Genomic DNA, 24,124 nt, shown 5'->3' with positions numbered 1-24,124 from the left:
GAGCGGCCGTGAGAACGGGCCGCGCCGTAGGAACAGGGCCCGCCGTAGGAACGGGCCTCTCCCCGATTCTCAGGCCGTACCCGGGCGTCCCGTGGCGACCGCGTAGAAGGCGACCGCCGCGGCCGCGCCGACGTTCAGCGAGTCGACGCCGTGCGCCATCGGGATGCGCACCCATTCGTCCGCCGCGACCAGGGCCTGCCGGGACAGTCCGTCGCCCTCGGCGCCGAGCATGAGCGCGGCCCGCTCCAGGCGGTGCGGCGCCGCCTCGTCGATGGCGGTGGCCTTGTCGTCGGGGGTGAGCGCGAGCAGCTTGAAGCCGGCCTCCCGTACGGTCTCCAGGCTCCGCGGCCACTGCTCCAGGCGCGCGTACGGTACGGAGAAGACCGCGCCCATGGAGACCTTCACCGACCGCCGGTAGAGCGGGTCGGCGCAGTCCGGTGAGAGCAGCACGGCGTCCATGCCGAGGGCCGCGGCGCTGCGGAAGATCGCGCCGATGTTGGTGTGGTCGTTGACCGCTTCCATGACGACGACACGGCGCGCCGACGCGAGCAGCTCGCCGGGCTCCGGAAGCGGCTTGCGCTGCATGGAGGCGAGCGCGCCACGGTGCACGTGATAGCCCGTCACCTGCTCGGCGAGCTTGGGGTCCACCGCGTACACCGGGGCCGGCACCTCGTCGATGACGTCCCGCATGACGTCGACCCACTTGGCGGAGAGCAGCATGGACCGCATCTCGTACCCGGCGTGCTTGGCGCGCCGGATCACCTTCTCGCCCTCGGCGATGAAGAGCCCCTCGGCCGGTTCGCGCCTGCGGCGCAGTTCCACGTCGGTGAGGCCGGTGTAGTCACGCAGCCGGGGGTCGTCGGGGTCGTCGACGGTGATGATGTCTGCCACGGGTCGATGGTGCCTTGTCGTCGTTGTGGTTCCCATGCCGGGAGCCGGATTTGTTACCTACGGTTACGGCCGACCGTACGGGGAGGGGCGGGCGGCTCGCCGTACGGGAGCGGGTCGGCCTGTGGACAACCCGCTGCCGTCCGGCACACCCCTGTATAACCCCAGCAAAGGGGGGCCAGGTGGCGAAGCGTCACTTCATGCCGTGAGACGGCCGCCGCCGCAGGGCCCACGGCGCCAGGGCCGGTCGAGGGGCCTCGGCGTGCCGCGAAGGGCCACGGGCTCCGGACCCGACTCGGACCCGGAGCTCACGGCGTACCGGCCACGGCGCGAAGGCCCGGGGTTCGGGGTCCAAAGCTCGGCGGTCCAGAGCTCGCGGTCCGAGGCTCGGGGGCCCAGAGCTCGGCGGCCCGCGGCGTGATGGCTCGCGCCTTGGGCCTCGTGGCTCACGGCTTGAAGGTTTTTGCTGCGTTCACCACGTCGCCGATGACGATGACGGCGGGCGGGCGGACGTCCTCTTCCTTGACCCGCGTCCCAACCGTCTCCAGCGTGGCGTCGACGCGGCGCTGGGTCGCCATCGTGCCCTCCTGGATCACGGCGACCGGAGTGTCGGCGCCGCGCCCGTGCTGGACGAGGGCCGCGGCGATGGCGCCGATCTTGTCCACGCCCATCAGGATCACCAGCGTCCCGCGCAGCTTCGCCAGCGCCGCCCAGTCGACCAGCGAGCGCGCGTCGTCGGGCGCGACATGGCCGCTGACCACGGTGAACTCGTGCGCCACCCCCCGGTGCGTGACAGGCACGCCGACCGCGCCGGGGACGCTGATGGAGCTGGAGATGCCCGGCACCACCGTGCAGGTGAGGCCTTCGGCGGCCAGCGCCTCGGCCTCCTCCATGCCGCGCCCGAAGACGAACGGGTCGCCGCCCTTGAGGCGCACCACGGCCTTGCCTGCCTTGGCGTGCTCGATGAGCGCGTTGTTGATGGCCTCCTGAGCCATGAACCGGCCGTACGGGATCTTCGCCGCGTCGATGACCTCGACGTGCGGCGGCAGCTCGTCCAGCAGGTCACGGGGGCCGAGCCGGTCGGCGATCACGACGTCGGCCTCGGCCAGCAGCCGGCGGCCGCGCACGGTGATCAGGTCGGGGTCGCCGGGCCCGCCGCCGACCAGGGCGACGCCCGCCGCACGCCGGCGGTGGTGCGGCGCGGCGATCGTGCCGTCCCGCAGGCCCTCGACGATGGCGTCCCGGACCGCGGCGGCCCGCCGCGGGTCGCGGCCGGCGGAGTCGGTGTTGAGGACGGCGACGGTGACGCCTTCGCTGCGGCCGGTGGCCGGCGTCCAGGCAGTGGCCGCCTCGGCGTCGTCGGAGCGTACGGCCCAGACGCGGTGCTCCTCGGCCTCCTGGGAGGCGGCGGCGTTGGCCGCGTCGTCGTCGGTGGAGATCAGCGCGTACCAGGCGGCGGCGAGGTCGCCGGGCCGGTACGTACGCCGCTCCCAGGCCAGCTCGCCCGCGTCGGCCATGGCCTCGACGGAGGGCGTGGCCGACGGCGAGATCAGCAGGATGTCGGCGCCGGCGGCGATCAGCGCGGGCAGCCGGCGCTGGGCGACCTGGCCGCCGCCCAGCACCACGACCCGGCGGCCGGTCAGGCGCAGGCCGACGGGATAGGCGGCGTGCTCGGAGGGAACGGCCATGGCGGTACGGCTCCTTGTGCGGTGATGCGGGGCCGCTTCGGCACTGGAGCGGCGTGAGGGTGGTGGTGCGGCCGGTACGGGCGGCCACGCGTTCCGGCCCACAGCCTATTTGGCCGCGGGCCCGAGGTCATGCGCGGGCGGCCCTGAGACCGCCCCGTGGACGTGCCGACGAGCCGCGTGGACGTGCCGACGAGCCTCGTAAGTGCGCCGGACGGGCCTCGTGGGCGTGCCGTCGAGCCCCGTGGGTGCGCCCGACGGGGCCCGTGGGGGCGCCCGACGAGCCCGTGGGTGTGCCGACAGGCCCGCCCGTGGGAGTACTGGCGGGCCCGTAGGTGCGCCGGCGGGCACCGGAGGAACGAGGTTCCGGGGACGGCGCCAGGACTGGCAGGCACGGCACGGTGCGGCACGGCACAGCGCGGCTTGCGTGTGTGGCGGTGGAGGGGGCGGCCCGGCTCGGTGCGGGTCTCGGTGAGATCCGTACCGGCGGGCCGTCGCCCTCCCCGCGGGCGGTCAGCCCTTCTCGGTGACTCCGGCGGCGTCGAACGTGGCCACCTCGTGCATCGCCCGCGCCGCGCTCTGCACGATCGGCAGGGCGAGCAGCGCTCCGGTGCCCTCGCCGAGGCGCAGGTCGAGGTCGACCAGCGGGCGCAGGCCCAGCTTGGTCAGGGCCGCGACGTGCCCCGGCTCGGCGCTGCGGTGGCCCGCGATGCAGGCGGCCAGCGCCTCGGGGGCCACGGCCCGCGCCACCAGCGCGGCCGCGCCGGCGCTCACGCCGTCCAGGATCACCGGCGTACGCAGCGAGGCGCCGCCGAGGATCAGGCCGACCAGCGCGGCGTGCTCCAGGCCGCCGACGGTGGCGAGGACGCCGATCGGGTCGGCCGGGTCCGGCTGGTGCAGTTCGAGGGCGCGGCGGACGACATCGACCTTGCGGGCGTGCGTCTCGTCGTTGATGCCCGTGCCGCGGCCGGTGACCTCGGCGGGGTCGCTGCCGGTATAGACGGAGATCAGCGCCGCGGACGCGGTGGTGTTCGCGATCCCCATCTCGCCGGTGAGCAGCGCCTTGTTCCCGGCCGACACCAGGTCACGGGCGGTCTCGATGCCCACCTCGACAGCCTTGAGCACGTCCTCGCGGGACATCGCGGGCCCGGCGGTCATGTCGTCCGTACCGGGGCGCACGTTGCGCGGCAGCAGGCCGGGGGTGGCCGGCAGCTCGGACTTCACGCCGACGTCCACGACGCAGACCTCGGCGCCGACCTGGTTCGCGAAGGCGTTGCAGACCGCGCCGCCGCCGAGGAAATTGGCCACCATCTGGCCGGTGACCTCCTGGGGCCACGGGGTGACGCCCTGCGCGTGCACGCCGTGGTCGCCCGCGAAGATCGCCACGGCGGCGGGCTCCGGGATGGGCGGCGGGCACTTCCGCGACAGGCCGCACAGCTGCGCCGAGATGATCTCCAGCATGCCGAGCGCGCCGGCCGGCTTGGTCATGCGCTTCTGCCGCTCCCACGCCTCGCCGAGCGCCTTGGCGTCCAGCGGGCGGATGCCCTGCAGGGTCTCCTGGAGCAGGTCGTGCGGCTCGGCGCCGGGCAGCGCGCGGCGTCCGTAAGTCTCCTCGTGCACGACCCACGACAGCGGGCGGCGCTTGGACCACCCGGCCTGCATCAGCTCGGGCTCCTCCGGGAACTCGTCGACGTACCCGACACACAGGTACGCGACGATCTCCAGGTGGTCGGGCAGGCCCAGCTCACGGACCATCTCGCGCTCGTCGAAGAAGCTGACCCAGCCGACGCCGAGGCCCTCGGCACGCGCGGCGAGCCAGAGGTTCTCCACGGCGAGCGCGGAGCTGTACGGCGCCATCTGCGGCTGGGTGTACCGGCCGAGCGTGTGGCGGCCGCCGCGGGTGGGGTCGGCGGTGACGACGATGTTGATCGGGGTGTCGAGGATCGCCTCGATCTTCAGCTCGCGGAACTGCTTCGCGCGCGCCTTGGGCAGCGACTTGGCGTACGCCTCGCGCTGCTGCATCGCCAGCTCGTGCATCCGCTCGCGCGTCTCGGCGGACCGGATGACGACGAAGTCCCAGGGCTGGGAGTGGCCGACGCTGGGTGCGGTGTGGGCCGCCTCCAGGACGCGCAGCAGTACGTCGTTGGGGATCGGGTCGTTGCGGAAGCCGTTGCGGATGTCCCGGCGCTCGCGCATCACGCGGTGCACGGCGGCCCGCTCGTCGTCGCCGTAACCCGCGGCGGGGTCGACGGGCGCCGGTACGGCTTCCGCTTCCGCGTCGGCGTCCTGGTCACCCTCCGCGTTGGCGTCGGAAGCTTCGGCCTCGGGAGCATCCGCCCCGGAAGCTTCGGTCTCGGCAGCTTCGGTCTCGGGAGCTTCGGTCTCGGCCGTGGGCTCCTCGGTACCGGCGTCGGCACCGGCACCGGCCGCGGCGGCCGGTGCGAGCTCGGGGCCTGCCTCGCCCTCGGGGGCCGTCTCCGGCTCGGGCTCGCCTTCCGGAGCCGTGGCGTCGGGCGCCGCTACGGCTTCCGCGTCGGCCTCGTGAGCAGGCTCCGCGCCGGACTCGGCCTCGGGCGCCTCGGCGGCGGTCCCGGTCGCGGGCTCGGAGTCGGCGTCGGAGTCGGCCTCAGGTGCCGGTGCCGCTGACGCCTCCGCCGCGGCAACTGCGTCGGTCACGGACTCGGCGGGCTCGGCAGCTTCGGCCTGTGCGGGGGCCGCGGCCACGGAGGGCGCGTCCTCGGCGGGCGCCTCGTCGGCTGCCGTCCCCTCGGCGGGCTCGTCCGCGGCTGCTGCCGCATCCGGCGCAGCCGGGGTCTCGTCCTGCGAACCCTCCGCCGCGTCGCCCGCGTCGGCCTCGGTAGCGGCGGCCTCGGGCTGCGCCACCGCCTCGGCCTGCGCCGCCTCGGGAGTCTCAGCAACCTCGGGAGCCTCGACAGCCTCCGGAGTCTCGGCAACCGCAGGCGCCTCCACCGCATCCGGGGCCGTCTCAGCAGCAGCCTCCGGAGCGGCCTCGGGCTCGGCGACAGGAGCCGCCTCGGCCACGCCCTCCTCAGGAGCCGCCTCGGCCGATGCAGCGGCCTCGGCCGGTACGCCGGGCTCAGCCGGTACGCCAGGCTCCGCCGGTGCAGCGGCTTCCACCGGGGCAGTGGCCTCCGCCGGTACGGCAGGCGTCGGGTCCGCGGCGAAAGCGGCGTTGATCGCGGCCTGAGTGGCCTTCGCCTTGGCCGACCGGGCCGACCGGGCCGACCGGGCCCGGGGCACCTTGGCGCCGGCCGTGTCCTGCGCGCCGTCCTCGCCGAGCTGCATCAGCTCGGCGGCGTCCTGTGGGGCGGGCTGCGCCTCGGCGGGCGCGGCGGCCCGGCCAGGCTCGGCTTCGGCGGCGGGCGCCTGCGGCTCGGCCACGGCCTGTTCTTCGTTGTGCACGTGTTCCTCTGCTACGGGCTCCGCTCCGGGCTGCTCCTCGGCTGCCGGTACGGCCTCGCCGGTACCGTCCGCGGGGCCCTGCTCGCCCTCGGTGTCGTTCTGCTGCGCGGCGGCTCCGGCGTCCGGCGCCCCGGCCGCGGCAGCGGGCTCCGGCGCCGCGGGCGCGTCGGCCGGTGCCTCGGCCCCCTCCTGGCCCGGCACGACCTGGGCTGCGGCGTTGTGTTCCGCCGCATCGGCCTCGGGAAGCGGTGCGGCGACACCGTGCTCCACGGTCTCCTGCTGCTCGACAGGGGCCTGGGGCTCCGGCGCGGCCTCAGCCGCCCCGGCGGCCTGCGGCTGCTCACCGTCCTCGGCCACCACCCCTGCCCCATCCTCAGCAGTGTCAGCGCCCTGGTCGGCCTCGGCACCCGCCTCCGCGGAACCGGCCGTACCGTCAGCGGTACCGGCAGTGGCCCCCGCCGGAGTACCGGCAGTGGCCCCCACCGGCTCGGCGCCCCACGCCGGCATCTGCGCCGGAATGCTCACGCCACCGTGCTCCGGCGCCGGTGCGGGCTGCGCGGCCGGCGCCACCTGCGCCTCCGCCGGAGCCTGGACACCCTGCTCAGCCTGGACGCCCTGCTCGACCTGCTCCCCGGGAACCCCTTGCTCGGCAGACTGGCCCGGCTCAGCAGACCGGCCCTGCTCAGCCGACTGACCCACCTGAGCCGACTCGGCTTCCGGCATGGGCATCGGCATCGGGGCCGCCTGCTGGGCCGCCGGCTGCGTGCCGTCCTCGGGGAGCGGGCCCGGGGCCGCCTCCGGCAGCGGGCCCGGCTCGTCGCGCGGGATGTCGAGGTACTCGGGGCCCACGGTCGGCGGGCCCGCGTGGCGCTGGGGCGGCTGCGGGGTGCCGGCCGGGCCGCGGTCGGCGAGGGAGCGGACAACGCCGCCGGTGTGTGCCTCGGGCACGGGCGGGCCCATGTGCAGCGGGCGGCGCGCGGGCGTGGCCTGCTTCGGCATCGCGGCCTGGCCCGGCATGGCGCCCGGCGGTGTCGCGCCCGGCTGCGGGGCAGCCGCGTGGGCCGGGTCCGGCTGCGCCGGGGCGGCCTCGGGCATCCGTACGCCGCCGACGTCGACGGAGCCGGTGTCCCGGCCGCCGTGCTCGTGCGCGCCGGAGGACTCACCGGCGGCGGGCTGCGCGGCGGACGGGTCGGCCGGCTGCTCCTCGGCGTAGGCCATCGGCTCGTACGGCGTCGGGTCGTAGGCGGCCACCGGGTCGTACACCGCGCCCCGGCCCGGGGTGTAGTCGGCGTACGGGGTCTGCTGCTCGGTGTGGGCGGCCTGCTGCTCGCTGCCCCAGGCGCCCTGGGCGCCCGGCATCAGCAGGTCGTCGTCCTCGGCCTGCTCGGCGGTGTCGAGGTAGGCGTACGCGTCGTGCGGCTGCTGGCCGGCGTCGGCAGGGGCGGGAGCGGCCGCAGGCAACGGCCCCCCGGGATGTCCGCCTGCGTTCTCCGGCAGTCCCTCGCCCGGGACCTGGCCGGTGTCGGTCATGCGTACCCCTCGCCCATCGGTAGTGCTCCTTCCAACCGCTCGTCCGACGCGCTCGACCGCGGCACGCGCCGACCGCCCCCATAGCTAGAACGAGCGAGCGCGCCTCGCGGCACGTCCGCCCTCAAGAGCATCTTGTGCGGTCAAAACCTCGGACTTTTCCGGATATTGACCCACGACTCCGATCGCGGAACGGCGGCGCAACGATCCGCCAGCCTACCTCCCACGGGTGACCGTTCGGGTCAGGGGTGATGCACGCGGTAACCGCACACGAGGAAGACGACGGCCCGCTCCCGCTCCACCCATACGGAGGTGTCCAGCTCGACGGACTGGAGCAGCGCGCACTCGACTTCGTAGCCTCCGTCGGCCAGCGCGCGGCCGAGCGCCTCCGCCTCGTCGCGGGTGGCGGCGTGGGTGACGATGCGTTCGGGGCGGCGGGCCGCGCAGGCGGTGACCACGGCCGTGCCGCCGCCCCCGATGCGGACGACGTCCGGCTCCGGCAGGTCTTCGAGCGCCTGGGGCGCGCGGCCGTGCACGACCTGGAGCTGTACGCCGTACCGGCGGCCCACGGCGGTCGTACGGGCGCAGGCGTCCGCGTCGGAGTCGACGGCGATGACGGCGGCGCCGAAGCGGGCGGCCTCCACCGCGGCGGCGCCGGAGCCGGCCCCGATGTCCCAGACCAGGTCGCCGACGGCGGGGCCGAGGCGGGCCAGTTGGGCGGTGCGCAGCTGGCCGGACTCGCCCTCGGTGAGGCCGCCGCCGTACGCGCTGTCGGAGAGGCCCCAGCCGCGCGGTCCGGAGGGGTAGCCGATCTCGTGGGCGGCGAGCCAGGGGCTGCCCTGGGTGGCGGCGCTGCCGCCGCCGACGACGATGACGACGTTGGGGTCGCGCCAGACGTGGTCGGCGGCCTTGTCGGACGTGAGGACGGTCACCTGCTCCTGAGTGGTGCCCAGCGCTTCGCAGATGACGAAGGTGCGGTGCACGTCGCGCAGCAGGAGGGCCAGTTCGGCGGGGCCCGCGCCGGGCGAGGTGAGGACGGCGACCTTGGTGTGGGCGCGGCAGACGTTGACGGCGCGGCGCAGGTCGCGGCTGTGGGCGACGACGATCTGGGCGTCGTCCCAGGGCATGCCGGCGCGGGCGAAGGCGGCGGCGACGGAGGAGACGGCCGGTACGACCTCGACTTCGAGGCCGTGTTCGGGGGCGCGCAGGGTGCGGACGACGCCGAAGAAGCCGGGGTCGCCGTCGGCGAGGACGACGGCGGTGCCGCGGTGCTGCGCGATGCGGCGGGCGGCCAGTTCGACGCTGCCGAGTCTGATCCGTTCGGCGGCGGGCGGCACTTCTTTGAGCGCCAGGTGGTGGGCGGCACCGGCCACCAGGGTCGCCGCGCCCAGTGCGGAGCGTGCGGCGGCGGTCAGAGGCGAGCCGTCCCACCCGATCACGGTGACGCGGTCGGCCATCTGCAGCTGTCTCCCTGGTCTCGTCGTGCGGTTGTCCGTGCGGCCGACGGTGGTCCGTGCGGCTGTCCGTGCGGTCGTCCGTGCCTGGCCCGTGCGGCCGGGCGGTGGTCCGGCCCGTGCGGCCCGTCGTGCGGGGGTGGATCAGGTGAGGGTACCCCGTGCGGCTGGGCGTGCCGCCGGGTGCGGACGGCGCGGTCCGGGGCCCGGCACCGGTGTCCGGCCTCTCAGTTCCACTCCGGGTAGGCGAAGCCGTTGGCGTCGGCCGTACGGTCCGGGGGCCCGTCGAAGTCCTCGGGCAGCAGGCTCCAGACGATGAGGTCGGTACGGATGTCGGTCCAGCCGCCGTCCTCGGTGCGGGAGCGGGCTATCCAGGCGTTGCGGAGCACGCCCTCGCTGATGCAGCCGAGCTTCTGGGCGACCTGCTGCGCCGCGGTGTTGTCGGCGGCCGTACGGAGCTCCAGGCGCTCGAACTTCTGGTCGCGGAAGAGCCACTGGGCGACGGCCAGCGCGGATTCGCAGGCGTAGCCCTCGCCGCGGGCCCAGGGGGCGGTGATGTAGGAGAGCTCCGCGCCGCGTATCCGCCAGTCGGTGCGGTCGACGCGGACGGTGCCGACCAGGCGCTGGGTGAGGAACTCCGTGACGGCGAGGACGAGGCCGTGGCCGGCGGTGCGGACGGCCGGGGCGCCGGTGGCGACCCACTCCTCGGCGTGCGCCGTGGTGAAGGGGAAGGGCTGCGCGGTCCAGGCGACGACGGCTTCGTCGTTCATCATGTCGCCGAGTGCGGGGATGTCCGTGTCGTCGAAGGGCCGCAGCACCAGACGCTCCGTGCTGATGGAGATGTCCGGAAAGGTGGATGTCATGCAGCCTGCTCCCACGCCGTGGACGTAGAGCTCCGCGAAGCGCCGTACGGCTTCGTGCAGCTCCGTGCATACGTTCGGGCTCCTGCCCGTCTTTGAGTGCACAAGCATGCAGCATCTGCCTGCGAATGTGCCAAGTATGACGGCCCGTATCTGCACTGATAAGGCAGGTACGGGCCGTCTACGGGGGGTGTGGCGGGTCAGCTCGCCTTGCTGAAGGACGGCAGCACGGAGCCGTCCTTGTACTTGGTCTCGATGAACTTCTTGACCTGGTCGGAGTTGAGCAGCTTCGCGAGCTTCTGCACGCGCTCGTCGTTCTTCTTGCTCTTGTCGACGGCGAGGAAGTTGGCGTAGGGGCTGTTCTTGGCCGACTCCAGCGCCAGGGAGTCCTTCTTCGGGCTCAGCTTGCCGGCGATGGCGTAGTTGCCGTTGATCACTGCCGCGTCGTAGTCGGGCAGCGTCGGCGCGAGCGTCTCGGCCTTGGCCTCGGTGATCTTCAGGCCCTTCTTGTCACCGATGTCGTTCAGGCCGGGCACCGCGGGGGCGTCGGCCTTCAGCGCGATGACGCCCTCCTTGTCGAGCAGCTTGAGGGCACGGGCCTGGTTCGGCGCGTCGGAGGGGACGCCGATGGTGTCGCCGGAGCCCAGGTCGGAGATGCTCTTGTGCTTCTTGGAGTACAGGCCCATCGGCTCGACGTGGACATTGGCGACCGGGACGACGTCGCCGTCGTTCTTCTTGTTCCAGTCGTCGAGGAACTCCTTCGTCTGGAAGTAGTTCGCGTCGAGGGTGTTGTCCTTGGTGGCCGGGTTGATGAGCTGGTAGTCGTCGTAGATCTTGACGTCCAGCTTCAGCTTCTCCTTGGGCGCCAGGTCCTTCTTGACGTACTCCAGGATCTCGGCGTGCGGGACGGAGGTCGCGCCGACGACGAGCGGGCTGCTCGCGCTGTCGGAGCGGTCGACGTCCGGGTCGGAGGGGGCGCTGCACGCGCCGAGGGCGAGGGTGAGCGCGGCGGCGGCCGCGACGGCGCCGGTGAGCTTGACGGTGTGACGCACGAAGAGTGCCTTCCTTACAGGTGGTGTTCCGCCCGGCAAAGGGTCCGGGCTCCAGGGGGTCGGTGGCTCAGGCGGCCTCGTCCGCGGTCTCGCGGACCTTGGCCGTGTCGGCGCGGGCCTCGGGCTCGGGGTCCGGTGCCGCGGTGCGGGACTTCGGCGACTTCAGGAGGCGTACGGGGGCGGAGGCGCGGGAGCCGCGGGCGCTGAGCCGACGGACCACCAGGTCACCGGCCAGCTGGATCACGGTCACGATGATGACGATCAGTACCACGGTGACGCCCACGAAACGCATGTCGTTGCGCTGCTGGCCGTAGGTGATCGCGACGCTGCCCAGGCCGCCGGCGCCGACCGCGCCGGCCATCGCCGAGTAGCTGATGAGCGTGACGATCGTGTTGGTGAGGCCGGCGACCAGCGAGGGCAGCGCCTGCGGCAGCAGCACCTTGAAGATGATCGTCCAGGTGCCGCCGCCCATCGACTGGGCGGCCTCGACCAGGCCGCCGTCGACCTCGCGGACGGCCGTCTCGACCAGGCGGGCGAAGAAGGGGATCGCGCCGATCGCCAGCGGGACGACGGCGGCGCTGGGGCCGCTGGCCGTGCCGATCAGGTACCGCGTGAAGGGGATCAGCGCGAGGACCAGGATGAGGAAGGGGATCGAGCGGCCGACGTTCACGATCGCGCCGAGCACCTTGTTCACCGGGGAGTTCTGCAGCTGCCTGCCCGGACCGGTGAGGACCAGCAGGAGGCCGATCGGCAGGCCGCCGATGACGGCCCACACCGTGGACCACCAGACCATGAACAGGGTGTCCAGGGTCGCGATGGACAGCACGTCCCGCATCGCGTTCCAGCTCACTTCGCGACCTCCTTGGTCAGCACGGCGGCGGCGGACTCGGTGGCGCCGTCCCGCCCGACGATGTCCACCTGGAGGCCCTGCTCCCGCAGGAAGCCGATCGGTACGACGTTGTCCTCGAAGCGGCCGGGCAGCTCGATGCGCATCCGGCCGATCTGCTTGCCGCCCACGGTGTCCATGGCGGCGCCGAGGATCGACACGTCGACGTTGTAGGTCCGCGAGAGGGTCGAGATGACCGGCTCGGTGGCCGCCTCGCCGTGGAAGGTGACGTCCACGACCGTGCGGTCCTCGGCCGAGGCCTCGCCGGTGACCGGGAACAGCTCCGTGGCCAGCTCCGAGCCGGGCGTGGCCAGCAGCTCGGGGACGGTGCCCTGCTCGACGACGCGGCCGCCCTTCATGAGGGCTGCGGAGTCGCAGATGGACTTCACGACGTCCATCTCGTGGGTGATGAGGAGGACGGTGAGGCCCAGCTGCTGGTTGAGGTCGCGCAGCAGCTGGAGGATCGAGCGGGTGGTCTCCGGGTCCAGCGCGCTGGTGGCCTCGTCGGAGAGCAGCACCTTCGGGTCGCCGGCGAGCGCGCGGGCGATGCCGACGCGCTGCTTCTGGCCGCCGGAGAGCTGGGCGGGGTACGCCTTGGCCTTGTCGGCGAGGCCGACCAGGTCCAGCAGCTCCAGCGCCTTGCGGCGGCGCTCGCGGCGGGAGACCTTCAGGATCTCCAGCGGGAACTCGATGTTGTCCAGGACGGTGCGCGAGGACAGCAGGTTGAAGTGCTGGAAGACCATGCCGATGTGGCTGCGCGCGGCACGCAGCGCGGGGTTCGCCCGCTGGCCGCTTCCCGCGAGCGCGGTGAGGTCCTGGCCGGCCACGGTGACCGTGCCCGAGGTGGGGCGCTCCAGGAGGTTCACGCAGCGGATGAGCGTCGACTTGCCGGCGCCGCTCTGGCCGATGACGCCGTACACCTCGCCCTCGCGGACGTGCAGATCGACGCCGTCCAGCGCGGTGACCTCGCGGTCGCCTGAGCGGTAGACCTTGGTGAGGCCTGTAGTGGTGATCACAGGGATATCCGTCACGGTTGAGTGCTCGGCGGCTCGTCCGCCGGGCACGGGGCATTCATTGCGGAGTGCGGCATGAGGATCGCGGAGGCACACGGGCGGCGGGCGCCCGGGTCCTGGGTCCGGTGACGCGGGGCGGCCGGCGGGCTTGCGTACGGGAGCCCGGCGTACGGGAGGTACGGGGCGCGTCTGTACGGGTCGTCCGGCGCATGGGAGCGGGTCTCGCTTCGGGGCGCGAGGCTCAGGCGGGGGCCCTCAGCGGTCACACATTCGACACATGCGACGAGCACCGGGCACTTTGTGCGCCTCGGTCGCGGGGGTGCGGCAGCTCGTCGTGGTCATGATGGCCAGTAAACCAGACAGGCGTACGGACCGATCAAGCCAGTCCGGATTCCGGAAGGGTCTGATCAGTCCGTGGACAGCGGCTCAGCCGGCGGTCGTGATCTCCACCCCGTCCGCCGTGGCCTGCGCGGACACGGCCGACAGATCGGGAACGATCACGTCGGCCACCAGCTCCTCCGCCGGGGCCGTTGTGGTCAACGCCACGGTCGTGGCACCGGCAGCGCGGCCCGCCGCGAGACCGGCCGGCGCGTCCTCGAAGACGGCGCAGCGGGCCGGGTCCACGCCCAGGTGCCGGGCGGCGAGCAGGAACGGCTCGGGGTCGGGCTTGCCGCGGGTGATCTCGTCCGCGGTGATCAGGTGCTTGGGGCGGATGCCGACGGCGGCGAGCCGGGCCTCGGCGAGCTTGCGCGTCGCGGAGGTGACCACGGCCCAGCGGTCGGCCGGGAGCGAGTCCAGCAGCGCGCGGGTGCCGGGCAGCAGCACCACGCCGCTCACGTCCTGCGTCTCCAGCTCCTCGATGCGGGCCAGCGCCTCGGGGACCCGCTCGGCGGGCAGCAGGTCGGCGACGATGTCGGCGGCGGGCCGGCCGTGCAGCTCGACCTCGGCGAACGCCTCGGTGACCCCGTACTCCTCGGCCCAGCGGCTCCAGCAGCGGTGCACCGAGTCCATGGAGGAGACGAGCGTGCCGTCGTTGTCGAACAGGAGGGCGTCAACGGAGAGCTTCATGGTCACCGAGGGTACGGGGCGTGCGGGCCCGTTCGCCCGGCCGGGGCGGGAGGGCCGCCGGACCCGCCGTCGGACCGGGGCCGGGACGGGGACGGACCGGTGCCGGGCCGGGGCCGCGCGCGGGCCCGCCGCGGGCGCCGATTAAAGTCGGGGGCATGCCCCACAGCCCCACCGCGCGCAGCCGCGCCGCCGTGCGGAGGTCCCGGTGATCGACGCGCTGACGGTCGCGGTCGGCGTGACCGCCCTTGCCCTTGCCGCCTGGTGCGGCTTCGCCGCGTACCGCGACGAGCCGACCAAGGACTGGCACTTCATCGGGATGGCCGTCGTCTCCCTGCTCGCCCTCGTGCAGCTGGTGACCGCCGTCGTGAAGCTGGCGGGCGGCGAGCAGCCCGACGACGGTACGGCGATCTTCCTCGCCTATCTGATCGGCGCCGCGGCCTGCGTGCCCGCCGCCGGGTTCCTGTCGCTGTCCGAGCGGACCCGCTGGGGCTCGGTGACGGTGGCGGCCGGCGGCGTGGTGCTGGCCGTGCTGGAAGTGCGGCTGTACGACATCTGGGGAGGCGGCCATGGCTGAGCCCGCGACGACCACCACGAAGGACACCTCCGCCGGGGGCGGCCGCCTCTCGCTGGGCTCGGGTCCGGGGCGGCTGCTGGTCTGGCTGTACGGCGTCTTCACCGTCGCGGCCGCGTCCCGTGCCGCGTACCAGCTGATCGCCCAGTACGACCGGGCGCCGCTGTCGTACATCCTGTCCGCGATCTCCGCGGTGGTGTACGCCTTCATCCTGTTCTCGCTGGTGCGCGGCGGGGAGGCGGCGCGCAGGGTGGGGCTGGTGTGCTGCTGTCTGGAGCTGCTGGGCGTGCTCGGCGTGGGCACCTGGACGCTTCTGGAGCCGTCCGCCTTCTCCGACGACACGGTCTGGTCGGGGTACGGCTACGGCTACCTCTTCATCCCGGTCTTCCTGCCGGTCACCGGGCTGCTCTGGCTGCGCCGCGGCCGCCGCGCCGGCTGACCTCGCCTCTGCACAGCAGCGGGCCCGTACGTGCATCCGCACGTACGGGCCCGCTGCACTGCTATGGGGAGGCTCAGGCGCTCGCTACATAGGCCTGCGCCGAAGCGTCCTTCTCCAGCGTGATCAGGCTGAGCCGGCGGCTGACCTCTTCGGTGCCGACCTGGGCGTAACCGCGGCTGCGGTACAGCCGGAGGTTGCCCTCGCTGCGGTGGCCGGTGAGCAGCCGGAAGCGGGTCACGCCGTGCTCGGCGGACAGCCGCTCCTCGACGGCGGCGAGCAGCCGGCTGCCGAGCCCGTGCCGCTGCATCCGCGGATGCACGATCAGCTTGTCGATGCTGCCCACGCCGTCCGCGTCGACCGCGCCCCGCACGGAGCCGACGACCTCGTCGCCGAGGCGGGCGACCACCACGCAGCCGTCCCGCATCTCGGTACGCAACTCATCGAACGTCTGCGTGAGCGGCTCGATGGAGTAGTCGTCGTACAGCGCGGCCTCGGACTGGTAGCACAGGTACTGCAGCTTGAGGATCTGCTCGGCGTCCCTGTCGGTCGCCGCAGAGATGGTCACGCTCATGCCCATGCGTGCTGGCCTCCCCTTTTCGGTTCGGTGAGCCCGGCCGCCATGAGGGTGTGGTGCGGCGCCCGGACGGATCTGCCCTGACTTGATGGCACCACGGGATGCGCGGCGCCGCCATGGCGGGGTCAACGCTCCTTTCCCCGGAGTTCAGGAACTCCAACCTCCGCCGTCAGCATTCTGCGCAGACATCCCAGACAACGGGAACGGAGTGGCCCCATGCTCCCCTGTGACATTCCCAACTCAGATGAGATCTCACGGTAGGTCGGATCCGTCCCGGACAACAGAGCGCGTACCAACGCCGGGCAGCGTCCGGGGAGTTGTCCGGCCGCGGTGAGCAGCTCGCGGCGCCGCTCGGCGTCCAGGGCGAGCGGCTCGGCGACGGCGCCGGCCCGTGGCTGGGCACCGGTCGGGTCGTAGGGGATCTCGCGGCGGGTCCGCCGCAGGGCGCAGCGGACCTCGGCCCGCACGGCCCGGCGCAGCCAGCGCGCGGGATCGGCCGGCGGACCGGCCATTCGGGTGTACCGGAGCAGGCGCGCCCACACGTCCTGCTCGATGTCCTCGGCGTCGGCCCCGGCGGCGGGCGCCTCGGCCGCCGCCTCCGCGGCGAGGAGCGGGCGCAGCGCGGTGATCAGTGCACGGTCGCGGTCCGTCATACCCGCGCCGACAGCGCCGCGCGGGCCCGCGGTTTCACCGCGTCAACGCGGTCGCGTCACGCGTGGGTGCACGGCAGGGCCGGGCGACGCGCGGGCCGGGGACACCACCCCTCGCCCGCCCGCCGCCGGGTCGTCGCCGAAGCGGTCAGCTCTTGCGGAACTCGGCCGCGGCCAGCAGCGCGGTGTCCGGGTTGTCGGAGAAGAGCCCGTCGATGCCGGTCGCGAAGAGGGCCTTGAAGTAGGCGAGGGAGTCGCCGTACGCGTTGGGGTCGCTGCCCTTGCGCAGGTCCACCGGCAGGAAGGTGTTCTCGTTGCGGACCGTGTACGGGTGCAGGACGAGGCCGGCGGCGTGCGCGTCCTTCACCACGGCGGACGGCTCGCCGAGCTTGCCGTCGGCGGTGCGCGGGATGATCACGGTGAGGTCCGGGCCGATGCCCTGCGCGAAGGAGGCGATCCAGCGCAGCCCCTCGGGCTTGACGAGGTCGGCGACGGTACGCGGGTCACCGGCCTCCTTGAAGTCCCAGGGCTGGGTCTTCAGCGTGCCGAGCAGCACGACCTTCGGGCAGTCGACCAGCTTGTCCAGCCGCTGGATGCTGGAGGGCTCGAAGGACTGGAGGAAGTTCGGGGAGTTCTTCTTGTGCCGGTCGTACCGGCGCAGCAGCTTGGCCAGCCGCTCCTCCAGGCCGAGGCCCAGCTTGCGGAAGTAGGTGGGGTGCTTGGTCTCGATGTGCAGCCAGATGCGGCGGCCGCGCCTGCGGCCCTCGCGCTCGGCCCACTGGAGCACCTCCTCGAACTCCGGCACCTGCCAGCGGCCGTCGTAGAGGGTGTTGTGCTGCCGGGTCTGCGGGATGCGCTCCTTGGCGCGCAGCGTCTTCAGCTCGGCGAGCGTGAAGTCCTCGGTGAACCAGCCGGTGAGCTGCACGCCGTCCACCGTCTTCGTCGTCTTCCGCCCGGCGAACTCCGGGTGGTCGGCGACGTCGGTGGTGGCGGTGATGTCGTTCTCGTGCCGGCAGACCAGGCGGCCGTCCTTGGTGGGGACGAGGTCCTGCTCGATGACGTCGGCGCCCATGTCCAGGGCGAGCTGGTACGAGCCGAAGGTGTGCTCGGGGCGGTAGCCGCTCGCGCCGCGGTGGCCGACGACGAGCGGGAAGGGCAGTTCGCCGTTGTTGTGGCCGCCGTGTCCGCGCCCGGCCGCGACGGCCGTACCGGCCCCGCCGCCCAGCACCGCCGCTCCGGCGCCGAGCGCCGCAACGCTCAGTACGGTCCGTCGCCCGGGTCGCTGCGCCTTGTCCATGTGTCCCCGACTCCTCATGGTTCTGTGATGTGCCGCACCTGCCGGTGCCGGGCCGATGTTAGGCCCGTACACGTTTCCGGTGGGAGACATCCGACCGAACACCCGGGTGAAGGCGAGTGACGTATGTGCGCTTTTGGGATCACCCGGAGGCACATACGCCCCACGGCAAGGCCGCAGGGTGTGCGGCATTCCACAGGTCCGGAGCGGCCTTCAGCGGCCATTCGCGGATCTTCGTACGCATCATCGGTCCCACAGGCGGTGTAGCCGCGGCCCCTGCGTTCTTCGCATGGCGGGCCGGTTAACCACCTGTGACGCACAGGAAGGGCGTGTCAACTCTGCGTATCGAATCCATGAACCCGATGTGCGATCGAGGTTGGGCCGCGAGTATCGTCCTCACCTGCAGACTCCTGCAGTGCACTGACCAGTCGACCCGGAGGACCCGTTGTCCCGCTTGCTGCTGAAGGCGATTCTCGGATTCGTCATGCGTGTCCTGTTCCGCCCGAAGGTCGAGGGACTCGACGGCATTCCGGGCAGCGGTCCGGTGATCCTGGCCGGCAACCACGTCACCTTCATCGACTCGCTGTTCCTGTCGCTGATCGTGGAGCGGCGGACCAAGCGCCAGGTGTACTTCATCGCCAAGGACGAGTACGTCAAGGGCAAGGGCGTCAAGGGCCGCCTCATGGCCTGGTTCTTCACCACCGCCGGCATGATCCCGGTCGACCGGGACGGCGGGCACGGCGGCGTCGCGGCGCTGATGACCGGCCGCCGCGTCCTGGAGGAGGGGAAGCTCTTCGGCATCTACCCCGAGGGCACCCGCTCCCCCGACGGCCGTCTGTACCGGGGCCGTACGGGCATCGCCCGGCTGACCCTGATGACCGGCGCGCCGGTCGTCCCGTTCGCGCTGGTCGGCACCGACAAGGTGCAGCCCGGCGGCAAGGGTCTCCCCCGCGTCGCGCCGGTCACCTGCCGCTTCGGCGCGCCGCTGGACTTCAGCCGGTACGACGGCATGGACCGCGACCGCTACGTCCTGCGTGCCGTGACCGACGAGGTGATGAGCGAGGTCATGCGCCTCTCGGGCCAGGAGTACGTCGACGTGTACGCCACGAAGGCCAAGGCCGCCTGACGCACCGACAGCTTTTCGGGCCCCCTGCCGACCGCGGCACTTTTCGGGCCCCCTGCCGACCGCGGCAGGGGGCCCGTCGCGTGTGCGGTCAGCTGCCGCCCAGCGGGGCACGGCGGGCGAGGACCTTGCGGTGGCTGATCCGCCATCCGTCGCCGGTGCGGACGACGGTGTCCTCGTAGGTCACCGTCCCGGAGGTGCCGTCGGCGTTGACGCCGATGCCCTTGGACAGGGCGTGCACCCCGCTGCCGTCCGGCAGTTCGGCGAGGACGACGTTGGTGACGTGGTGGGCCACCGGGTTGGCCTCGCCGAGCGCGAGCGCCGCCTCGCGGATCGCCGTCACGCCCTTCAGCGGCGGCTGCCCGAAGTCGGTGACGTCGTAGACGACGTCGTCGGTGAACAGCTCGTCCAGGCGGTTCAGCTCCCCCGCGTCGAACAGATGCCCGTGCAGTGAGAGCAGATCGGCGATGGCGGCGCGGTCCTCGGCAGCCAGTGCCATGACAGTCCTCCTCCGGAAGCGGTGGATGTCCCGACACGGCGCAGGCTACCGGCGCGGGCGCGCACCCGGGCACGGGGCGCGCCCCGTGCCGGCGTCCCCGTGCGGCGCGCCCCGGGCCGTCAGCCGTCGCCGCCCTCCAGCCGGTGGCCGCGCAGCAGTATCCACGCGGCGGCCGCGGCGGACAGGGAGATGACGCCGCCGACCACGGCCGCCGCCTCCATGCCGTCGGTGAACGCCCCTTGCGCGGCGTGCAGCAGCGCCTCGCCCGCGCGGTGCGGCAGGTCGCCCGCCGTCTCCACCGCGCCGCCCAGCGACTCGCGGGCCGCGCCCACCGCATCGGCCGGCACCCCGCCGGGCGCCGTGAAGTTCCGGTAGACGCCGGTGACCACCGAGCCGAGCAGGGCGATACCGAGCGCGGAGCCCAGTTCGTACGCCGTCTCGGAGACCGCGGAAGCGGCGCCCGCCTGCTCCTTGGGCACGCTGGAGAGGATCACGTCGGCGGTGACGGTGAAGGAGAAGCCCGCGCCGACACCGACCACGAAGAGGATCGTGCCGAGCACCGGCGTCCCGGTGGTGGCACTCACCCAGGCGCACGCGCCGAGCCCCAGCCCCACCAGGACCAGTCCGCCGGAGACCACCGCGCGCACCGACAGCCGGCGCGCGACATGGCCGGCGGCCAGTCCCGCGCCCATCGCGCCGACGGCGGCGGGCAGTTCGACAAGCCCCGCGTTGAGCGGCGACCGGCCCTGCACCATCTGCAGGAACTGGGACAGGAAGAACAGCAGCCCGGCCAGGCCCAGGATGGTCAGCAGGTCGGCCAGCACGGCGCCGGAGAAGCCCCGGTTACTGAAGAGCTTCATGTCCAGCAGTGGTGTGGTCAGCCGCAGTTGGCGGCGTACGAAGCCGACGAGCGCGAGCACGCCGATGACACCCGCGACGGCGACCCCGATCCCGATGCCGTGCGCCGCGGCCTCCTTCACCGCGTAGACCACCCCGATCATGCCGACCAGTGACAGCCCGACGCTGGCCAGGTCCCACGGCCCCGGCTTCGGATTGCGGGACTCCGGCAGCACCTTGATGCCGACGGCGACCAGCACCACCATCACCGGCAGGTTGATCAGGAAGACCGAGCCCCACCAGAAGTGGCCCAGCAGGAACCCGCCGAGCACCGGGCCGACCGCGGTGCCGGCGGAGGCCGCCGCGCCCCAGACGCCCACGGCCAGGCTGCGTTCGCGCGGGTCGTGGAAGAGGTTGCGGATCAGCGCGAGGGTGGACGGCATCAGCGTCGCACCGGCCACGCCCTGCAGCGCCCGCGCCGCGATCATCATCTCCGGCGTCGTCGCGTACGCCGCCAGCGCCGACATGGCGCCGAACGCCACCGAGCCGGTCAGCAGCAGCTTCTTGCGTCCGATGCGGTCGCCGAGGCTGCCCATCGACACCAGCAGACCGGCGATGACGAACGAGTAGACGTCACCGATCCACAGCAGCTGGGTGCCCGACGGGCGCAGATCCTCGCTGAGGTACGGCGCCGCCAGGCCCAGCACGGTGGCGTCGACGCCGACCAGCAGCACCGCGAGGACCAGCACGCCCAGCGCGAGCCAACGCCCCGGGCGCGGCTGTTCCGCCGTCCCGCTCCTGGCCGCCCCCACGGCCGTCGCCCCGCTCATCGCTTGCCTTCCCTTCGTACGCCGCCGAGCAGCAGCTCGGCGATGGAGTGATTACGGTCGGCGCGGGCCAGCCGGCCCTCGTGCACCGACCAGGCGCCCGCGCAGATCAGCCCGTACAGCGCCTCGGTCAGCCAGGCCGGGGTCAGGTCGATGCGGAAGGTCCCCTCTTCCTGACCCCGCCGGAACAGCGCGTGTATCCGGGCGTCGAGCCCCGTCCACCCCTCGTTGATCTCTTCGCCTTCGAAGAGCTGGTTCTCGGTGTAGAGGAACGCCAGCACCCCGGCGACCGGCTCGATCTCGGCGATGAGCCGGCGCAGCGCGGTCGCCGCGTCGTCCTCCTCCAGCCGGGCGGCGTCCAGCGCCTGTCCGGTCTCCCTGATGCCCAGCTCCTCCAGGGCCCGGATGAGCGCGTCCCGCCCCGCGAAGTGGCGGTGCAGCGTCGCCCGGCTGATCCCGGCGGCCCGCGCGATGTCGTCCATCGATGCGGTGCTCTTCCGGGTGAGCAGGGCGGCTGCGTCTTTCAGTACGCGATCTCGGTCCACGGCCATGAGACGGATCGTACTCTAATGAGACATGAATGTCTCATTGAATTCTTGGCAGTCTCATTTCTGCCGACAGCGCCGCACGACAAAGCGGCCGCCGCCCGGTCGGGGAGACCGGACGGCGGCCGCTGCCGCCTTGCGGGGATTACTTCTGCTTGGCCGTGGCCCACGCCTGCTGCGTCGCCAGGTCCGCCTTGACCTCGGCGAGCTGGGCCGCGACCGCGGAGGGGGCCGTGCCGCCGCGGCCGCTGCGCGAGGCGAGCGCGCCGGGCACGTTCAGGACGGTCCGCACCTCCGGCGTCAGGTGCTCGGAGATCTTCGCGAACTGCTCGTCGGTGAGCTGGTCCAGCTCGATGCCCTGCGTCTCGCACTCCTTGACGCACTCGCCCGCGACCTCGTGCGCCACCCGGAACGGCACGCCCTGCTTGACCAGCCACTCCGCGATGTCGGTGGCGAGCGAGAACCCGGCCGGGGCCAGCTCCTCCATCCGCTCGCGGTTGACGGTCAGCGTGGCCATCATGCCGGTGAAGGCGGGCAGCAGCAGCTCCAGCTGGTCGCAGGAGTCGAACACCGGCTCCTTGTCCTCCTGCAGGTCGCGGTTGTACGCGAGCGGGAGGGCCTTCAACGTGGCCATCAGGCCGGTCAGGTTGCCGATCAGCCGGCCGGACTTGCCGCGCGCCAGCTCGGCGATGTCCGGGTTCTTCTTCTGCGGCATGATCGAGGAGCCGGTGGAGAAGGCGTCGTGCAGGGTCACGAAGGAGAACTCCTTCGTGTTCCAGATGATGACCTCCTCCGCGATCTTGGAGATGTCGACGCCGATCATCGCGGTGATGAAGGTGAACTCCGCGACGAAGTCACGGGACGCGGTGCCGTCGATGGAGTTGCCCACCGAACCGTGCTCGAAGCCCAGGTCCTTGGCGACCGCCTCGGGATCCAGGCCGAGCGAGGAGCCGGCCAGCGCACCCGCTCCGTACGGCGAGACGGCCGTCCGCTCGTCCCACTGGCGCAGCCGCTCGGCGTTCCGGGACAGCGCCTGGACGTGCGCGAGGACATGGTGCGCGAAGAGGACCGGCTGGGCGTGCTGGAGGTGCGTACGGCCGGGCATCGCCACGTCCGGGTGCGCCTCGGCCAGCCCGACCAGCGCCTCCTGGAGCTCGGCGAGCAGCCCGCCGATGGCCCGGGCGCGGTCCCGCAGGTACATCCGGAAGAGGGTCGCCACCTGGTCGTTGCGGGACCGGCCCGCCCGCAGCTTGCCGCCGAGGTCGGGCCCCAGCCGCTCCAGCAGCCCGCGCTCCAGCGCGGTGTGCACGTCCTCGTCGGCGATGGTGCCGACGAAGCTGCCGTCGGCGACGTCGCCTTCGAGCCGGTCGAGGCCGGCGATCATGCGCGTCAGCTCGTCGTCCGTGAGCAGCCCGGCCTTGTTCAGCACGCGTGCGTGGGCTCGCGACCCGGCGATGTCGTACGGCGCCAGCCGCCAGTCGAAGTGGACGGACGCGGACAGCTTGGCCAGCGCCTCGGCGGGGCCGTCGGCGAACCGGCCGCCCCAGAGCCGGACGTCACCGCTGTTGCCGTTGCTCACTTGCTGCTCCTCGTAGTGATGAGAGTACGACCGGCCCGCTTCGGGCCAGGTTCCGTCGGGCTATGCCCGCAGATCACGCCGCGCGGCGATCTTGCTCGACATGCCGAAGATCTCGATGAAGCCCTTCGACAGCGACTGGTCGAAGGTGTCACCGGAGTCGTAGGTCGCCAGGTTGAAGTCGTACAGCGACTGCTCGGACTTCCGGCCGGTGACGACGGCCCGGCCGCCGTGCAGGGTCATCCGGATGTCACCGGAGACGGCTTGATTGGCCTCGGCGACGAAGCCGTCCAGGGCGCGCTTGAGCGGCGAGAACCACAGGCCGTCGTAGACCAGCTCGCCCCAGCGCTGCTCGACCTGCCGCTTGTAGCGGGCCAGCTCGCGCTCGACGGTGACGCTCTCCAGCTCCTGGTGGGCGGTGATCAGGGCGATCGCGCCGGGGGCCTCGTAGACCTCGCGGGACTTGATGCCGACCAGCCGGTCCTCGACCATGTCGATCCGGCCGACGCCCTGGGCGCCGGCGCGCTCGTTGAGCTGCTGGATGGCCTGCAGGACGGTGACGGGTTCACCGTCGATCGCGACCGGTACGCCCTCCTTGAAGGTGAGGACGACCTCGTCGGCCTCGCGCGGGGTGGCGGGGTCGGCGGTGTACTCGTACACGTCCTCGATCGGCGCGTTCCAGATGTCCTCCAGGAAGCCGGTCTCCACGGCCCGCCCGAAGACGTTCTGGTCGATCGAGTACGGCGACTTCTTGGTCGTCGCGATCGGCAGGTTCTTCTCCTCGCAGAAGGCGATCGCCTTGTCCCGCGTCATCGCGTAGTCCCGGACGGGCGCGATGCACGTCAGGTCGGGCGCGAGGGAGGCGATACCCGCCTCGAAGCGCACCTGGTCGTTCCCCTTGCCGGTGCAGCCGTGCGCCACGGTCGTCGCGCCGTGCTTCCGCGCGGCGGCGACCAAGTGCTTGACGATGGCCGGCCGGGAGAGCGCGGAGACCAGCGGGTACCGGTCCATGTAGAGGGCGTTGGCCTGGATCGCCGGGAGGCAGTACTCGTCGGCGAACTCGTCCTTGGCGTCCGCGACCTCGGCCTCGACCGCACCGCAGGCGAGCGCGCGCTTGCGGATGACGTCCAGGTCCTCGCCGCCCTGGCCGACGTCCACCGCCACGGCGATGACCTCGGCGCCCGTCGCCTCGGCGATCCAGCCGATGCAGACGGAGGTGTCAAGACCGCCCGAGTAGGCGAGTACGACGCGCTCGGTCACGGGTTTCTCCTCACACTCCATGCGCTGACTGGCATAACTATGCAGTACTCCGTATGTTTCGTCAACGCAGCAG

General features: G+C 72.7%; 20 protein-coding genes. 3 read left to right on the top strand and 17 right to left on the bottom strand.

What is annotated here, in order from left to right:
- Positions 1-69: 69 nt before the first annotated feature.
- The 9 genes from ACZ6WH_RS06945 to ACZ6WH_RS06905 all read right to left on the bottom strand — a co-directional run bounded on the left by ACZ6WH_RS06945 (position 70) and on the right by ACZ6WH_RS06905 (position 13,856).
- Positions 70-891 carry a TrmH family RNA methyltransferase gene (locus tag ACZ6WH_RS06945; RefSeq protein WP_469726614.1) on the bottom strand — a complete coding sequence of 274 codons (822 nt, stop codon included), beginning with the start codon at positions 889-891 and terminating at the stop codon, positions 70-72.
- Between the two features lie 443 nt (positions 892-1,334).
- Positions 1,335-2,576, bottom strand: a complete 1,242-nt coding sequence (cobA, locus tag ACZ6WH_RS06940) for a uroporphyrinogen-III C-methyltransferase (RefSeq protein WP_469726612.1) — start codon at positions 2,574-2,576, stop codon at positions 1,335-1,337.
- Positions 2,577-3,086: 510 nt separating this feature from the next.
- Positions 3,087-7,526, bottom strand: coding sequence for a nicotinate-nucleotide--dimethylbenzimidazole phosphoribosyltransferase (gene cobT, locus ACZ6WH_RS06935; protein WP_469726611.1), 4,440 nt, complete (start codon positions 7,524-7,526; stop codon positions 3,087-3,089).
- 239 nt (positions 7,527-7,765) lie between these two features.
- Positions 7,766-8,980, bottom strand: coding sequence for a precorrin-6y C5,15-methyltransferase (decarboxylating) subunit CbiE (cbiE, locus tag ACZ6WH_RS06930; RefSeq protein ID WP_432851891.1), 1,215 nt, complete (start codon positions 8,978-8,980; stop codon positions 7,766-7,768).
- 224 nt (positions 8,981-9,204) lie between these two features.
- Positions 9,205-9,840 (bottom strand): GNAT family N-acetyltransferase, encoded by a 636-nt coding sequence (locus tag ACZ6WH_RS06925; protein WP_432851892.1) that lies wholly within the window; start codon positions 9,838-9,840, stop codon positions 9,205-9,207.
- Positions 9,841-10,037: 197 nt separating this feature from the next.
- Positions 10,038-10,889 (bottom strand): MetQ/NlpA family ABC transporter substrate-binding protein, encoded by an 852-nt coding sequence (locus tag ACZ6WH_RS06920; RefSeq protein WP_469726609.1) that lies wholly within the window; start codon positions 10,887-10,889, stop codon positions 10,038-10,040.
- 67 nt (positions 10,890-10,956) lie between these two features.
- Positions 10,957-11,739: a methionine ABC transporter permease gene (locus tag ACZ6WH_RS06915; protein ID WP_432851896.1), complete on the bottom strand. Its 783-nt coding sequence runs from the start codon at positions 11,737-11,739 to the stop codon at positions 10,957-10,959.
- Positions 11,736-12,791, bottom strand: coding sequence for a methionine ABC transporter ATP-binding protein (locus tag ACZ6WH_RS06910; RefSeq protein ID WP_432851898.1), 1,056 nt, complete (start codon positions 12,789-12,791; stop codon positions 11,736-11,738). The genes ACZ6WH_RS06915 and ACZ6WH_RS06910 overlap by 4 nt, the downstream gene beginning before the upstream one ends.
- A 423-nt stretch (positions 12,792-13,214) precedes the next feature.
- Positions 13,215-13,856: an HAD-IA family hydrolase gene (locus ACZ6WH_RS06905; RefSeq protein ID WP_469726607.1), complete on the bottom strand. Its 642-nt coding sequence runs from the start codon at positions 13,854-13,856 to the stop codon at positions 13,215-13,217.
- A 205-nt stretch (positions 13,857-14,061) separates the two neighbouring features.
- Between ACZ6WH_RS06905 and ACZ6WH_RS06900 the strand changes: the two genes are divergently transcribed.
- Together ACZ6WH_RS06900 and ACZ6WH_RS06895 are read left to right on the top strand one after the other, a co-directional pair.
- Positions 14,062-14,430: a hypothetical protein gene (locus ACZ6WH_RS06900; protein WP_469726606.1), complete on the top strand. Its 369-nt coding sequence runs from the start codon at positions 14,062-14,064 to the stop codon at positions 14,428-14,430.
- Positions 14,423-14,866: a hypothetical protein gene (locus tag ACZ6WH_RS06895; protein WP_432851904.1), complete on the top strand. Its 444-nt coding sequence runs from the start codon at positions 14,423-14,425 to the stop codon at positions 14,864-14,866. Before ACZ6WH_RS06900 ends, ACZ6WH_RS06895 begins: the two co-directional genes overlap by 8 nt.
- Before the next feature lie 73 nt (positions 14,867-14,939).
- Here ACZ6WH_RS06895 and ACZ6WH_RS06890 read toward each other — a convergent pair whose 3' ends face one another.
- From ACZ6WH_RS06890 to ACZ6WH_RS06880, 3 genes are all read right to left on the bottom strand, one after another.
- Positions 14,940-15,443: a GNAT family N-acetyltransferase gene (locus ACZ6WH_RS06890; protein ID WP_399705762.1), complete on the bottom strand. Its 504-nt coding sequence runs from the start codon at positions 15,441-15,443 to the stop codon at positions 14,940-14,942.
- Between the two features lie 122 nt (positions 15,444-15,565).
- Positions 15,566-16,093 (bottom strand): sigma-70 family RNA polymerase sigma factor, encoded by a 528-nt coding sequence (locus ACZ6WH_RS06885; RefSeq protein WP_469726604.1) that lies wholly within the window; start codon positions 16,091-16,093, stop codon positions 15,566-15,568.
- A gap of 145 nt (positions 16,094-16,238) precedes the next feature.
- Complete coding sequence (locus ACZ6WH_RS06880; RefSeq protein WP_469726603.1) at positions 16,239-17,387, bottom strand: glycerophosphodiester phosphodiesterase; 1,149 nt, start codon at positions 17,385-17,387, stop codon at positions 16,239-16,241.
- Between the two features lie 442 nt (positions 17,388-17,829).
- Between ACZ6WH_RS06880 and ACZ6WH_RS06875 the strand changes: the two genes are divergently transcribed.
- A complete protein-coding gene (locus tag ACZ6WH_RS06875; RefSeq protein WP_399705772.1) occupies positions 17,830-18,510 on the top strand; it encodes a lysophospholipid acyltransferase family protein in 681 nt (226 codons plus the stop codon).
- A gap of 88 nt (positions 18,511-18,598) precedes the next feature.
- Here ACZ6WH_RS06875 and ACZ6WH_RS06870 read toward each other — a convergent pair whose 3' ends face one another.
- The 5 genes from ACZ6WH_RS06870 to ACZ6WH_RS06850 form a co-directional block, all read right to left on the bottom strand.
- Positions 18,599-19,006 carry a nuclear transport factor 2 family protein gene (locus ACZ6WH_RS06870; protein WP_469726601.1) on the bottom strand — a complete coding sequence of 136 codons (408 nt, stop codon included), beginning with the start codon at positions 19,004-19,006 and terminating at the stop codon, positions 18,599-18,601.
- A 119-nt stretch (positions 19,007-19,125) separates the two neighbouring features.
- Positions 19,126-20,673 carry an MFS transporter gene (locus tag ACZ6WH_RS06865; RefSeq protein WP_469726599.1) on the bottom strand — a complete coding sequence of 516 codons (1,548 nt, stop codon included), beginning with the start codon at positions 20,671-20,673 and terminating at the stop codon, positions 19,126-19,128.
- A complete protein-coding gene (locus ACZ6WH_RS06860; protein WP_432851915.1) occupies positions 20,670-21,221 on the bottom strand; it encodes a TetR/AcrR family transcriptional regulator in 552 nt (183 codons plus the stop codon). Before ACZ6WH_RS06860 ends, ACZ6WH_RS06865 begins: the two co-directional genes overlap by 4 nt.
- A 139-nt stretch (positions 21,222-21,360) precedes the next feature.
- The gene (argH, locus tag ACZ6WH_RS06855) at positions 21,361-22,794 is read right to left on the bottom strand and encodes an argininosuccinate lyase (protein ID WP_432851917.1); all 1,434 of its coding nucleotides are present in this window, start codon (positions 22,792-22,794) and stop codon (positions 21,361-21,363) included.
- A 60-nt stretch (positions 22,795-22,854) separates the two neighbouring features.
- On the bottom strand, positions 22,855-24,051 hold the full coding sequence (locus ACZ6WH_RS06850; RefSeq protein ID WP_469726597.1) for an argininosuccinate synthase: 1,197 nt from the start codon (positions 24,049-24,051) through the stop codon (positions 22,855-22,857).
- Positions 24,052-24,124 lie beyond the last annotated feature (73 nt).

Source organism: Streptomyces sp. NPDC050806, assembly GCF_055586425.1.
Note: the sequence above shows the minus strand (reverse complement) of the source record. Positions and strands in the feature narration are given on the sequence as shown.